The 12,975-nt window shown below is 53.5% G+C and carries 14 protein-coding genes; 5 read left to right on the top strand and 9 right to left on the bottom strand.

All coding sequences use genetic code 11. The features are described 5' to 3' along the window. Positions 1-68 precede the first annotated feature (68 nt). Both AC6I8B_RS10815 and AC6I8B_RS10820 read left to right on the top strand, forming a co-directional pair. Complete coding sequence (locus AC6I8B_RS10815; RefSeq protein WP_010244407.1) at positions 69-365, top strand: YciI family protein; 297 nt, start codon at positions 69-71, stop codon at positions 363-365. Between the two features lie 77 nt (positions 366-442). Continuing rightward, positions 443-628, top strand: coding sequence for a hypothetical protein (locus AC6I8B_RS10820; RefSeq protein WP_187511963.1), 186 nt, complete (start codon positions 443-445; stop codon positions 626-628). Between the two features lie 226 nt (positions 629-854). Here the strand turns inward: AC6I8B_RS10820 and ycgZ are convergent, their stop codons facing one another. Then, positions 855-1,097: a regulatory protein YcgZ gene (ycgZ, locus tag AC6I8B_RS10825; RefSeq protein WP_010244401.1), complete on the bottom strand. Its 243-nt coding sequence runs from the start codon at positions 1,095-1,097 to the stop codon at positions 855-857. A gap of 448 nt (positions 1,098-1,545) precedes the next feature. Here ycgZ and AC6I8B_RS10830 point away from each other — a divergent pair, with 448 nt between their 5' ends. Further along, positions 1,546-1,773, top strand: a complete 228-nt coding sequence (locus AC6I8B_RS10830; protein WP_228312651.1) for a hypothetical protein — start codon at positions 1,546-1,548, stop codon at positions 1,771-1,773. A gap of 54 nt (positions 1,774-1,827) precedes the next feature. On the opposite strand, the gene AC6I8B_RS10835 is transcribed toward AC6I8B_RS10830, so the two are convergent. Next, on the bottom strand, positions 1,828-2,001 hold the full coding sequence (locus AC6I8B_RS10835) for a YciY family protein (RefSeq protein WP_497817432.1): 174 nt from the start codon (positions 1,999-2,001) through the stop codon (positions 1,828-1,830). A gap of 170 nt (positions 2,002-2,171) precedes the next feature. On the opposite strand from AC6I8B_RS10835, the gene cls reads away from it, so the two are divergent. Then, positions 2,172-3,632: a cardiolipin synthase gene (cls, locus tag AC6I8B_RS10840; protein ID WP_010244396.1), complete on the top strand. Its 1,461-nt coding sequence runs from the start codon at positions 2,172-2,174 to the stop codon at positions 3,630-3,632. Between the two features lie 45 nt (positions 3,633-3,677). After that, positions 3,678-4,001 (top strand): HI1450 family dsDNA-mimic protein, encoded by a 324-nt coding sequence (locus tag AC6I8B_RS10845; RefSeq protein WP_003853921.1) that lies wholly within the window; start codon positions 3,678-3,680, stop codon positions 3,999-4,001. Positions 4,002-4,049: 48 nt separating this feature from the next. Here AC6I8B_RS10845 and oppF read toward each other — a convergent pair whose 3' ends face one another. The 7 genes from oppF to AC6I8B_RS10880 form a co-directional block, all read right to left on the bottom strand. Further along, on the bottom strand, positions 4,050-5,051 hold the full coding sequence (gene oppF, locus AC6I8B_RS10850; RefSeq protein ID WP_010244389.1) for a murein tripeptide/oligopeptide ABC transporter ATP binding protein OppF: 1,002 nt from the start codon (positions 5,049-5,051) through the stop codon (positions 4,050-4,052). Further along, positions 5,048-6,061 carry an ABC transporter ATP-binding protein gene (locus tag AC6I8B_RS10855; RefSeq protein WP_010244386.1) on the bottom strand — a complete coding sequence of 338 codons (1,014 nt, stop codon included), beginning with the start codon at positions 6,059-6,061 and terminating at the stop codon, positions 5,048-5,050. Before AC6I8B_RS10855 ends, oppF begins: the two co-directional genes overlap by 4 nt. An 11-nt stretch (positions 6,062-6,072) precedes the next feature. Continuing rightward, positions 6,073-6,981, bottom strand: a complete 909-nt coding sequence (oppC, locus tag AC6I8B_RS10860; RefSeq protein WP_010244382.1) for an oligopeptide ABC transporter permease OppC — start codon at positions 6,979-6,981, stop codon at positions 6,073-6,075. A 14-nt stretch (positions 6,982-6,995) separates the two neighbouring features. Beyond that, positions 6,996-7,916, bottom strand: coding sequence for an oligopeptide ABC transporter permease OppB (gene oppB, locus AC6I8B_RS10865; protein ID WP_010244379.1), 921 nt, complete (start codon positions 7,914-7,916; stop codon positions 6,996-6,998). Positions 7,917-8,007: 91 nt separating this feature from the next. Beyond that, positions 8,008-9,648, bottom strand: a complete 1,641-nt coding sequence (gene oppA / locus AC6I8B_RS10870) for an oligopeptide ABC transporter substrate-binding protein OppA (protein ID WP_010244375.1) — start codon at positions 9,646-9,648, stop codon at positions 8,008-8,010. Positions 9,649-9,804: 156 nt separating this feature from the next. Beyond that, on the bottom strand, positions 9,805-11,430 hold the full coding sequence (locus AC6I8B_RS10875) for an ABC transporter substrate-binding protein (protein WP_497817433.1): 1,626 nt from the start codon (positions 11,428-11,430) through the stop codon (positions 9,805-9,807). A 582-nt stretch (positions 11,431-12,012) separates the two neighbouring features. Next, a complete protein-coding gene (locus AC6I8B_RS10880) occupies positions 12,013-12,660 on the bottom strand; it encodes a YchE family NAAT transporter (protein ID WP_010244367.1) in 648 nt (215 codons plus the stop codon). Positions 12,661-12,975 lie beyond the last annotated feature (315 nt).

A 12,975-nucleotide genomic window follows, 5' to 3' on the forward strand; every position in this document is an offset into this window, starting at 1 on the left:
GTTTCGTTTGCACTCTGAGGGGCAATCCCTTAACGTGTTGCGAAATTCTGGTTAATGGGAGTTCCTTAGTGCTTTACGTCATTTATGCAGAAGATACTGCAGATTCACTGGAAAAACGTAACGCCGTGCGCCCTGCCCATCTGGCACGGCTCAAACTGCTGCAGGAAGAGGGACGCCTGATCATTGCAGGCCCGATGCCTGCTGTCGACAGCAACGATCCTGGTGTAGCGGGCTTTACCGGCTCAACCGTGATTGCTGAATTCCCGTCATTAGAAGAAGCACAATCTTGGGCACAGGATGATCCCTACTTCGCCGCGGGCGTCTATAAGCAGGTTTCGGTTAAGCCGTTTAAACGCGTCTTCTGATCGTGACTCAGCATTGAAAATGGCTTCTGTGCCTGGCACAGAAGCCATTTTTATTTTGATCGTTCAAGAGAGGAAAGATGCAGATAATCATTCTGGGGCTACTGGCCATTATCGCTTTACTGATCGGCAGCGCGGTTTATCTCTGGCGAACTCAGGGCTGGCGTAATAAAAAGCAGTGGATTGTCATGCTGATCGTGCTGGCGGCGGCACTGCAGCTGGTGAACGTAACGCTGATGATAACGACACAACGTCTCGCTGGTTAATCAGACCTGAGGTTTCATTGCGACAGAGCAGCACATCACTCTCTGTCGCAGCAACCGGCCGGTCTGAATATTCTGCCTCGCGAATAAACGCAGCGACCAATTGATCTTAATAAATTAAAGCGTTGTTCTGAACGACATTGATAATAAACCGGCAGTACACCGGCCTGGTCTTTCAGTAATACACGCTCTCTTTATTATCCCGCCACTGGCTATTTTCAGCGATGAGTTAACCGCGATCCAGAATCAGGCCAATCAGCGCATGATAGTGCTGTTCTTCTTCCGGACTGGTGACATGCTGTAAACGGCCGATCAGTTTTGAGCAGATCGCTTTACGATTCAGACTACGACCCGAACTGATAATTTCCGTCACGACGGAGCCAAGAATGGCCTGTTGTGAGGGCTGCGCGGCGCTGTGTAAATACGCGGAGATGTCAGAGACTGAAGCGGGAATACGAACGTTAGTCTGCATGGTTGACCCTCATAGGATTCATTTAAGATTAATAACCGATGCGATAAAGTTATACAACAACGAGCTATCTGTACAGATATTTAGGTTAAAAAATCAGATCGTCTTGTTTTAATGAGAACAAACCCATAAATAACAGCACATTACAACACTGTAAAGTTGTACAACTTTTTAGCCTGCTGTTTTTATCCTGTTAATATTCCCTCTTTAGTCCGCGCCTGCATGACCTGTTTTACTATTAAAAAATGATCTTTCCGTCCTTTTTTTAGTATTAAAGAGGAATTATCTCGCAGAGCTGTCTACATTTACCCCTTGTGAGTTGAACCTCTGAATGGATGCACAGCACAGTCGCGGGCACATTATGCATAAAACTTATTCTGGCCAGTCCCTTACATTGCTCGACCCGCTGTTATCCCGGCTCCTTTCTATTGTTGACCCCAAAATAGAAGTAATGAGTGGTTACCCTGCTAATTGCTCAGTGTGGCTCACTGTCTATTATCAGCGTAAATCGCGTCAGTGGTCTTACGAATGGTACGATCGTGTGGGTTACCACAGGCCGACTGAGCTGGGCAGCTCAATGGAATGTCTGATGCGCGAAGTCAGCGATCGTGGCGCGTCGCATCAGGAGCACCTGATAGCGCGACGGGCGATGGCAGAATCGGTTTTTTTTGAAGCCTGATTTGAAGTCTGAATAGCCTGCTTTGTCCGACAGGCTGAATTCACCGGGCTTTCGCTATATTATCTGCGTAATAAACATAATCGAACGACGCTGCTGTTGTGCCAGCTGATGGCGAATGCAGTGGATACGCTTATACCGCCGCGACTGCCCTTCCAGCCAGCGTGAGCGGCGGCGATGCACCTGCCGTAACATTCTCCAGCGCGCCACTTCATTTCTGCTTCGTTTCATCACTTCCTCTCTGACGTCATACACACGAGATATACGCGAGGGCATTATAGAGATCTCTGCGGTAATGCCAAATCGGATCCTTCATCGAGGATGTCCGGGATAAAGGGTTCCGTTAGCCGTCATCTGCACGTAAACTTGCCGGACGAAAGCGCGAACGGGATGTCCACTTTATGACCACTTTTTATACCCTGATCAGCTGGTTGCTGGTGTTTGGTTACTGGCTGCTGATCGCCGGGGTTACGCTGCGCGTGTTGATGAAGCGACGGGCAGTGACATCCGCGATGGCCTGGCTACTGGTTATCTATATTCTGCCGCTGGTCGGGATTATCGCTTATCTCTCTTTTGGCGAACTCCATCTGGGTAAACGTCGTGCAGAGCGCGCCCGCACCATGTGGCCATCCACTGCCCGCTGGCTTACTGACCTTAAGCAGTGCCGTGAAATTTTTGCCACCGAACACAGCGACGTTGCGCGTTCGCTGTTTGAGCTTTGCTACCATCGTCAGGGCATCGCCGGGGTTAAGGGCAACCAGCTGCAGCTGCTCACCAGCGCCGACGACGTGATGCAGGCGTTGATTCGTGATATCCAGCTGGCTCGCCACAACATTGAGATGGTGTTCTATATATGGCATCCCGGCGGTCTGGCGGATGAAGTGGCGGAATCGCTGATGGCGGCATCACGCCGTGGCGTTCATTGCCGTCTGCTGCTCGACTCTGCGGGCAGTGTTACCTTTTTCCGCAGTCCCTGGGTCGGCATGATGCGCAATGCCGGAATCGATGTGGTGGAAGCGTTGCAGGTCAGCCTGCTGCGCGTCTTCCTGCGACGGATGGATCTGCGTCAGCACCGCAAAATCGTACTCATTGATAACTACATCGCTTATACCGGTAGCATGAACCTGGTCGATCCGCGCTTCTTTAAACAGAGCGCGGGTGTCGGTCAGTGGATTGACCTGATGGCGCGAATGGAAGGCCCGGTGGCGACGGCGATGGGGATTGTTTTCAGCTGCGACTGGGAGATAGAGACCGGCAAACGCATTTTACCGCCGCCGCCCGATCGCAACATTATGCCGTTTGAACAGGAGAGCGGCCACACCGTGCAGGTGATCGCCTCCGGCCCCGGCTTCCCGGAAGATATGATCCATCAGGCGCTGCTGACTGCGGTCTATTCGGCGCGTGAACAGTTGATCATGACCACGCCCTACTTAGTGCCGAGCGACGATCTGCTGCATGCTATCTGTACGGCGGCGCAGCGTGGCGTCAATGTCAGCGTGATTGTGCCTCGTCACAATGACTCGCTGCTGGTTGGCTGGGCCAGCCGCTCCTTCTTCAGTGAGTTGCTGGAAGCGGGCGTGAAAATTTATCAGTTTGAAGATGGCCTGCTGCATACCAAAAGCGTGCTGGTCGACGGACAACTGAGCCTGGTGGGAACCGTGAATCTCGATATGCGCAGTTTATGGCTGAATTTTGAAGTGACGCTGGTGGTTGATGATGCGGGTTTTGGCAGCGATCTCGCCTGTGTGCAGGATGACTATATCGCCCGTTCCCGCCTGCTGGATGGCAAGCGCTGGGCAAAACGTGCCTGGTGGCAACGCATCGTCGAACGACTGTTTTACTTCTTCAGTCCTTTACTGTAAAACGAGCCAGATTGTGTAAATGGCCGCAGGCCGACAGGACAGACTATGGATTTAAATAATCGCCTTACCGAAGATGAAACGCTGGAACAAGCCTACGATATTTTTCTCGAACTGGCAGTCGACAATCTTGATCCGGCAGACGTCATTCTCTTCAATCTGCAGTTCGAAGAGCGCGGTGGCGCAGAGCTGTTCGATCCCTCTGAAGACTGGAAAGATCATGTCGATTTCGATCTGAACCCGGACTTCTTCGCCGAGGTGGTGATTGGGCTGGGTGAAGCGGACGGTGAACCGATCACCGACGTCTTTGCTCGCGTGCTGCTGTGCCGCGAGAAAGACCACAAACTCTGTCATATCCTGTGGCGTGAGTAAGCGTCAGATTTGTTAAGAAAACGCCGGGCGATTGCCCGGCGTTTTGCATTATAGCGGGTCGACTTTCAGACAGGAGACCGCGTGATTGAAGCTGCCTTCCAGCAGCGGCCGGGTTTTCGCACACTCCGGACCGGCAATCGGACAACGGGTGCGGAACACGCAGCCTGATGGCGGATTGATCGGCGACGGCAGCTCCCCTTCCAGTAGCTGAATCTGCTTGTTCTTCTCCTTGTCCGGATCGGGAATCGGCACCGCGGACATCAGCGCACGGGTATAAGGATGCTGAGGATTGCTGTAGACCTCTTTGTAGGTACCCAGCTCCACCGCATGCCCCAGATACATTACCAGCACCCGGTCAGAGATATGTTTCACCACCGCCAGATCGTGCGCAATGAAGATCAGTGATAAGCCCATTTCGCGCTGCAGCTGCTGCAGCAGGTTAACCACCTGGGCCTGAATTGAGACGTCCAGTGCGGAGACCGGCTCATCACAGATAATCAGCTTTGGCTCCAGAATCAGCGCGCGGGCGATACCGATACGCTGACACTGACCGCCCGAGAACTCGTGCGGATAGCGGTTAATCAGGTTAGGCAGCAGCCCCACTTTCATCATCATATTTTTGACGCGGTCTTTCACTTCCTGACGCGCCATTTTTGGATGATAGGTACGCAGTGGCTCTGCGATGATATCGCCGATGGTCATACGCGGATTCAGCGACGCCAGCGGATCCTGGAATATCATCTGGATATCGCTTCGCGCCTTGCGCCACTCCTCTTCACTTTGCCCCAGCAGATCACGGCCTAACCAGGCGACCCGACCTTCGGTCGCCTTCACCAGCCCGATAATGGCGCGCGCCAGGGTCGATTTACCACAGCCAGACTCGCCTACCACGCCCAGGGTTTCCCCCTCATACAGACGCAGGCTGACCCCATCGACTGCTTTCAGGGTTTTTGATGGCTGCCAGAACCACTGCCTGCCATCTTTGATGTCGAAATGCACCTTGAGGTCGGCGATTTCCAGCAACACTCTTTTTTCAGCTACGGTGCTCATACTAACTCCTCCACCGGCTTAAAGCAGGCGCGCAGACGGCCTTCGCCAAAGGGTTCCAGCGGTGGTGCCTGGGTGCAGATATCCATAGCGTGCGGACAACGCGGCTGGAACGGGCAGCCCTGCGGCAGACGCAGCAGGTTGGGTGGATTACCCGGAATCGTCGTCAGACTTTCCCCTTCCGCATCCAGACGCGGCACCGCATTAAGCAGACCAATCGAGTAAGGATGTGACGGCTGATAAAAGACATCGCGGGCACGGCCATACTCCATGGTGCGTCCGGCATACATCACCAGCACTTTGTCGCAGATCCCCGCCACCACACCCAGATCGTGGGTGATCATGATAATGGCGGTGTTGAACTCGCGCTTGAGGTCGTTGAGCAGCGTCATAATCTGCGCCTGGACGGTAACATCCAGCGCAGTGGTCGGCTCGTCGGCAATCAGCAGTTTGGGACGGCACAGCAGCGCCATGGCGATCATGACGCGCTGACGCATGCCGCCGGAGAACTCATGCGGATACATCTTCATCCGCTTGCGCGCTTCCGGCATTTTCACCGCATCCAGCATTCTCACCGACTCTTCAAACGCCTGCGCGTTGTTCATCCCTTTATGCAGCTTAAGCACTTCCATCAGCTGCTCGCCCACCCGCATATAGGGGTTCAGCGAGGTCATCGGGTCCTGGAAAATCATCGCAATCTGTTCGGCGCGCAGTTTATTGAGCTTGTTCTCGGGCAGATTCAGGATCTCTTTGCCATTGAACATCGCCGAACCGCCAATGCGGCCATTTTTCGCCAGCAGCCCCATCAGGGCAAAGGCGGTTTGTGATTTGCCGGAACCGGACTCACCGACAATGCCCAGCGTCTCACCGGCGCGTAGCGAGAAGTTCAGGTCGTTAACGGCGGTAACATCACCATCGTGCGTGCCAAAGGTAACGCGTAAATCTTTGACCGTAAGTAGCTGTTCGCTTCCCGCGCGGGCCGCCATTGCTGGCTGGAATTCATGAATAGTCATCGGGAAACTCCTTAACGATCTTTCGGGTCGAGGGCATCACGCAGGCCATCGCCGATAAAGTTGAAACAGAACAGCGTGACCACCAGGAAGCCTGCCGGATAGAGCAGCAGCCACGGCGACACTTCCATCGAGTTTGCCCCGTCGCTGAGGAGTGCGCCCCAGCTGCTCAGCGGCTCCTGCGTACCCAGTCCCAGGAAGCTCAGGAAGGATTCAAACAGGATCATGCTCGGCACCAGCAGCGAGGCGTAAACCACTACCACGCCCAGCACGTTCGGCACGATGTGGCGCACCACGATTTTCCAGGTCGATACCCCGCCCACATGGGCCGCTTCGATAAACTCTTTGCGCTTCAGGCTCAGCGTCTGGCCGCGCACAATACGCGCCATATCGAGCCACGAAACCATGCCGATGGCGGCAAAAATCAGCAGGATATTGCGACCAAAGAAGGTCACCAGCAGGATCACGAAGAACATAAACGGGAAGGAGTTAAGGATTTCCAGAATACGCATCATCACCGAGTCTGTTTTGCCGCCGAGATAGCCAGCAATCGAGCCATAGAGCGTCCCGACAATCACCGCGATCAGCGCAGAAGCCACGCCCACCATCAGCGAGATCCGGCCACCGATAGCCACACGTACCAGCAGGTCACGACCCGAAGAATCAGTGCCGAACCAGTGACCAGAGGTGGTATCGGGCGGCGAGGACATCATAGCCCAGTCGGTATCGTCGTAAGTGAACTGCGCCAGCATCGGCGCAAAGATCACGAACAGGGTGATCAGGAACAGCACCAGCAGGCTGATGGAGGCAGCGCGGTTATGAATAAAACGACGACGCGCGTCCTGCCAGAGACTACGCCCTTCTACTTCCAGCTTCTCACTGAACGCATCAAGAGCTTCGCTGTTTTTCTTACTTAACATCATGGCGAACTCCGCAATCAGTAACGAATTTTGGGATCGATAACGGCATAGAGCACGTCAACAATCGCGTTAAATACGATGGTCAGCAAACCCACCAGAATGGTCAGGCTCATCACCAGTGAGTAGTCACGGTTCAGCGCGCCGTTCACAAACAGCTGACCGATGCCCGGCAGACCGTAGATCGACTCAATCACCATCGACCCGGTGATGATGCCCACAAATGCCGGTCCCATATAGGAGATCACCGGCAGCAGCGCCGGTTTCAGCGCATGACGCATTACAATGCGGCGCAGCGGTAAGCCTTTGGCGCGCGCGGTGCGGATAAAGTTGGAGTGCATCACTTCAATCATCGATCCACGGGTGATACGCGCGATACTGGCGATGTAAGCCAGCGACAGCGCCACCATCGGCAGCAGCATGTAGTTCCACTGCCCGCCGTTCCAGCCGCCGCCCGGCAGCCACTTCAGGGTGATGGCGAACAGCAGAACCAGCAACGGCGCGACCACGAAGCTGGGTATCACCACGCCGGTCATTGCCACCCCCATCACCGCAAAATCCCACAAGCTGTTCTGTTTGAGCGCAGCGATAACTCCGGCCGTGACGCCAAGTACCACCGCCAGCAGAAACGCGGCCAGGCCAAGTTTGGCCGAGACCGGGAACGCATGCGCGACCAGGTAGTTGACCGAATAATCTTTGTATTTAAAGGATGGGCCGAAGTCGCCGTGCGCCAGCTGCACCAGGTAATCGACATACTGCTTACCGATAGGATCGTTGAGGTGATATTTCGCCTCAATGTTGGCCATCACTTCCGGTGCCAGGGTGCGCTCGCCGGTAAACGGGCTGCCGGGCGCCAGTCGCATCATAAAGAAGGAGATGGTAATCAGGACGAACAGCGTCGGTAGCGCTTCAAGCAAGCGACGCAGGATGAATTTTAACATTGCCGTACCTACCAGGCTGTTGCTTCACAACATATGAAAAAAGTAAAAGGCGGCGCCAGAGGCGCCGCCACTGCTGATAGCCTGAATGCTATTAGTGTTTGATGATGTAGAAGTTTTTATCCAGGGTTTTATCCAGTGGATCTTTACCGGTATAACCGCCGACATAAGGTTTCACCAGACGGGTATTCACGTAGTAGTAAACCGGGACGATGGTGCTGTCTTTATCCATGATCTGCTCGGCCTGCTGATAGTCAGCTGCACGGGCTTTAGCATCCGGGGCCTTAATCGCGTCGCGAATCACTTTGTCAAACGCATCGCTCTTATAGTGCGAGGTGTTACTGCTGCTGTTGGACAGCATGGTGTTCAGGAAGGAAGTCGGTTCATTGTAGTCCGCACACCATGCCGCACGGGAAACATCGTAGTTACCCTGATGACGGGTATCCAGGAAGGTTTTCCACTCCTGGTTTTCCAGCTTGATGTTCACGCCGATATTTTTCTTCCAGATCGACGAGGCGGCAATTGCCAGCTTCTTGTGCAGATCGGAGGTGTTATAGAGCAGGTTAAAGGTCAGCGGTTTGTCGGCGGTGTAGCCCGCTTCTGCCAGCAGCTTTTTCGCCTCGGCATTACGCTTGTCCTGTGACCATTTGAACCAGTCTGGCGGCAGAATGTCCATGCCGTCGGTCGCTGGTGGCGTGTAGCTATAGGCAGGTTTCTGGCCCTGCGCCAGCACTTTATTCACCATGATGTCACGATCCAGGCCCAGCTTCAGGGCAGCGCGCACGCGCGGATCGGTGAATGGCGCTTTCTGGTTGTTGATTTCGTAATAATAGGTGCAGAGATATGGATCGACGTGCAGCTCTTTACCGTTGTCACGTTGCAGCTTTTTAAACAGCTCAATCGGCAGGTTGTTATAGGTCATGTCGCTGCCGTTCTCGGAGAAGTAGCGGTTAACGTCACTGACTTCTGAACTGATCGGCAGGAAGGTGACTTTGTTCAGCACCGTATGCTCATTGTCCCAGTAGTTCGGGTTACGCACCAGGGTGATACGTTCGTTAATCACGTGCGCTTCAAGCTTAAAGGCACCGTTGCCGACCCAGTTCTGCGGCTGCGTCCACTGATCGCCAAATTTCTCAATCGCCGGTTTGTAAACCGGTGACATGACGGAGTTAATCAGCAGCTTATCAAAATAGGGAACCGGCTCGCTCAGGGTGACTTCCAGCGTGTGGTCATCAATAGCTTTTACGCCCAGATCGGTAACTGGTTTTTTACCGGCGATGATGTCATCGACGTTCAGGATATGACCATACTGCGGATAGCTGGCATACGGTGAGGCGGTTTTAGGATCGACCAGACGCTCCCAGCTGTAGACGAAGTCCTGCGCGGTGACCGGCTCGCCATTGGACCATTTGGCATTTTTACGTAAGTGGAAAGTCCACACTTTGAAATCTTTATTTTCATAGCTTTCCGCTACGGCCGGGATCGGTTTACCGTTGCTGTCATTGACCAGCAGACCTTCGTAAAGATCACGCGCTACGTTGTCTTCCGGCACACCTTCAATTTTGTGTGGATCGAGCGACTGCACTTCATCGCCATTGCCGCGAACCAGCTCCTGTTTTGCGGCCAGCTCAACGCCCGCAGGCACTGTTGCTGCGAAAGCCGCATTCCCTGCCAGCGCACTCACTGCGGCGAAAACGCCCGCTGCAATCAGGCTTTTTTTCGTGATGTTGTTCATTATTACACTCCAGTTTTATTATCGTCACCGTGGCGATGCTCTGCCCCGGCGTCCCCCGTCTGCGGGCTCCCTGGCCTGTTACCAGGGAGATTGACCACAAAAAAAGGTCTGTTTGCTGATGCGTTTTCCGACTGTCTCGCCGAACGGGCGATCAGATCAGTGTTTTTTGATGAAATAGTACTTCAGGTCTGTCATGTCCTGCGGGTCTTTGCCCGTGAAGCCGCCAACCCAGGGCTTCACCAGGCGCACACTTACGCGGTAGTAAACTGGCACAATTGGTGAGTCTTTGTCGAGTTGTGTTTCAGCCTGCTGATACAGGCCGGCGCGCTGCGCCTCGCTGCCCGCCGTCAGCGTCTCCGCCATCAGACGATCAAAGGTCGCGCTGCTGTAAAACGCGGTGTTGATCGAGGCGTTGCTGATCAGCATGTTCAGGAAGGTTGAGGGTTCATTGTAGTCAGCACACCAGGTGGCGCGCACCACGTCATACTGCGCCTGATGACGGGTCTCCAGCATGGTTTTCCACTCCTGATTCTGCAGCGTCACCTTAGCACCCAGGTTTTTCTGCCACATCGACGCGGCCGCAATCGCCTGCCGTTTGTTCTGATCGGAAGTGTTGTAGAGCAGCGTAAAGGTCAGCGGATGGGCAGCATCAAAGCCGGCCTCTGCCAGCAGCTTCTTCGCGGCTTCATTACGCTGCGCCTGCGTCCAGGTGAACCAGGCAGGTGGCGTGAGTTTGATACCGGCGGTGAAAGGCGGCGTCAGGCTGTAAGCCGGAATCTGCCCCTGGGCCATGATCTTATTGGCAATGACCTCGCGATCGAGGGTCATCTTCAGTGCGGCACGCACCCGCGCATCGGTAAACGGCGGCTTTTTGTTATTAATCTCGTAGTAGAAGGTGCAGAGCAGCGGGCTGACCTTCACTTCATCGCCCAGCTCTTTGCGCAGCTTGCCAAACATCTCTGGTGGCACCGCACTGTTGGTAATATCCGTGCCGCCACTGCGGTAGCGATTAATATCGCTGTTTTCAGAGGCGATCGGCAGGAATGTCCCCTGTTCAATCACGGTGTGCCCATTATCCCAGTAGCGAGGATTGCGCTTCACGACAATTTTTTCATTCACTACCCAGTCGCTTAGCGTGTAGGCGCCGTTGCCGATGTAGTGACCTGGGCGGGTCCAGGCTTCGCCCCACTGCTTAATGGCTGGCGCATAAACCGGCTTCATCGCCGTATGCGCTAACATCGCCACCAGGTAAGGCACCGGCTCACTCAGGGTAATTTGCAGCCGATGGGCATCCAGCGCCTTCACGCCCAGTTGATCGGGTGACGCTTTGCCGGCAAGGATGGCATCGATATTGGCAAAATGGGCTGCCTGCAGATAGCTGGAGTAAGGCGACGCGGTTGTCGGGTCCACCAGACGGCGCCAGCTGTAGACGAAATCAGCGGCGGTAACCGGCTCACCGTTGCTCCACTTCGCATCCTCCCGCAGATTAAAAATCCAGACGGTGGGTTGCGGGTTTTCCCAGCTTTTAGCGACGCCAGGAACGACCTGCCCGCTGTTATCGGTATTGACCAGGCCGTCCAGCAGGTTGTGAATAATGTTGGATTCCGGCACGCCTTCGGTTTTATGCGGATCCAGCGAGGAGACTTCACTGCCGTTATTGATCACAATCTGTTGCTGCGCGGTCAGTGTTGTACCCGGCGGCACCGTGGCGGCATAGGCCGGAGAAAATGCCATTAACAAAACGACTGCGAGTTTTGACCGCTGCTGCTGCAAATTCTTCATCCCAATCATGCGAAACGCCAACCTTAAATTAAGTATCCCGACAGGCTTAAGCAAAAAGCGTTCTCACTTTGGGCTTTCGGAGAAAAAATTTTACGTTGGGCCAAAAATTATCAGAAGCCGCGAAGGCGCGCCAAAGCAAAATAGCTAAAATGTTAACTAATTCTCTTTTATCATGAGAAGTCAGGCAGCGGAAGTGTTAATTTTCGTCCTGAAAATATCATATCGATATGAAAAATAGACTATTTAGCTGGAAACCCCTCTTAAGAGCGGAAAGCAGCGACAAACAGCCTCTTTTTTGGCACTTATATTGGGTAATCTGGCTTCAGCGTGATGAAATTTAAGATAGCGTGATTATTCTGGCAGTTTGTGAGGCTTACACGAAAATAGAGAGCAGAATATCGTGTGAAAATAGTGACATTATTTTGCAGAAAAAAGTCTGTGAGCCAGCGCGCAGTAATGAAATTTATAATTGCCTGATTCTGTTAAGCGCAACGAATAATTGCATCGTAATGGTGCATAAAATGCCCCTCCTGCACCATTACGGATCATTATTTCACTTCACTCTCTGAAATAAGTGAGCGTTTAATTGAGTAAGCCGGGAAAAATGGACTTCATGCCGGTGACAACAAATTCGATGCCCAGTGCCATCAGTAACAGACCCATAATACGCGTAATGACGTTGATACCGGTCTGGCCAAGAATACGCACCATTAACGGCGCGGCCCGAAAGAGTAACCAGCAGCAGAATGCAAAAATGGCAATCGCCAGGGTGAACCCCAGCAGATTTATCCAGCTGTGGTAGCGGGTGCTCCAGACAATGGTCGAGCTGATAGCACCCGGCCCCGCCATCAGCGGCAACGCCAGCGGCACAACCCCCACACTTTCACGAATCGCCGTTTCTGACTTCTCCTGCTTATTCTGCTTATCTTCGCCCAGCTTGCCGCTGATCATCGACATCGCAATGGTGACGACCAGGATCCCACCCGCGATGCGGAAGGAGTCAATCGAGATGCCAAACACATGCAGAATCGCATCCCCAAGGAACAGTGACGTCCAGAGAATAATAGCAACCGCCAGATTGGCAGTGAGGTTGGTTTTGTTACGCTCAGCCACCCCCTGATAACGGGTCATGCTGATGAAGACCGGAATAATTCCCACCGGATTGACCAGCGCAAAGAGCCCGACAAAAAATTTTATATAGCCTGATAAATCTAACAGCGCAGGGTTCACGACTTTACTCCGTACCACAGGGGGGGAAAACGCGCCTAATGTATGTGAAAACAGGCACGGACGCCAGATGCTGACTCAGCTATTTATACTGTTGAATGACGGAGCATCCAGCGCTTTACCCCAGAGATTAAAAAGTGACTGGATTTAGCCGCTACCAGGCTGGTGACGTGAAGAGGTAACCAATTTGATAAACAAAGGGCGTAAAGGGGAGCTGAAAGGTGTCAGCTTGCGGTTAAATTGATCTGCATCAAAATTGCCCTACCCCAAACCAGGTAATCTTTTCGCAACGGAAGTATTAGCGGCAGCGAAGAAAAT

This window comes from Pantoea sp. X-Soil-ISGK-285 (assembly GCF_059730815.1).

Coding starts and splice junctions, on each gene's coding strand:
- AC6I8B_RS10875 (WP_497817433.1), bottom strand. CDS start 11,430: ATGAAGAATTTGCAGCAGCAGCGGTCAAAACTCGCAGTCGTTTTGTTA.
- AC6I8B_RS10835 (WP_497817432.1), bottom strand. CDS start 2,001: ATGAAACGAAGCAGAAATGAAGTGGCGCGCTGGAGAATGTTACGGCAG.
- oppB (WP_010244379.1), bottom strand. CDS start 7,916: ATGTTAAAATTCATCCTGCGTCGCTTGCTTGAAGCGCTACCGACGCTG.
- oppA (WP_010244375.1), bottom strand. CDS start 9,648: ATGAACAACATCACGAAAAAAAGCCTGATTGCAGCGGGCGTTTTCGCC.
- cls (WP_010244396.1), top strand. CDS start 2,172: ATGACCACTTTTTATACCCTGATCAGCTGGTTGCTGGTGTTTGGTTAC.
- AC6I8B_RS10855 (WP_010244386.1), bottom strand. CDS start 6,061: ATGACTATTCATGAATTCCAGCCAGCAATGGCGGCCCGCGCGGGAAGC.
- oppC (WP_010244382.1), bottom strand. CDS start 6,981: ATGATGTTAAGTAAGAAAAACAGCGAAGCTCTTGATGCGTTCAGTGAG.
- oppF (WP_010244389.1), bottom strand. CDS start 5,051: ATGAGCACCGTAGCTGAAAAAAGAGTGTTGCTGGAAATCGCCGACCTC.
- ycgZ (WP_010244401.1), bottom strand. CDS start 1,097: ATGCAGACTAACGTTCGTATTCCCGCTTCAGTCTCTGACATCTCCGCG.
- AC6I8B_RS10820 (WP_187511963.1), top strand. CDS start 443: ATGCAGATAATCATTCTGGGGCTACTGGCCATTATCGCTTTACTGATC.
- AC6I8B_RS10830 (WP_228312651.1), top strand. CDS start 1,546: ATGAGTGGTTACCCTGCTAATTGCTCAGTGTGGCTCACTGTCTATTAT.
- AC6I8B_RS10845 (WP_003853921.1), top strand. CDS start 3,678: ATGGATTTAAATAATCGCCTTACCGAAGATGAAACGCTGGAACAAGCC.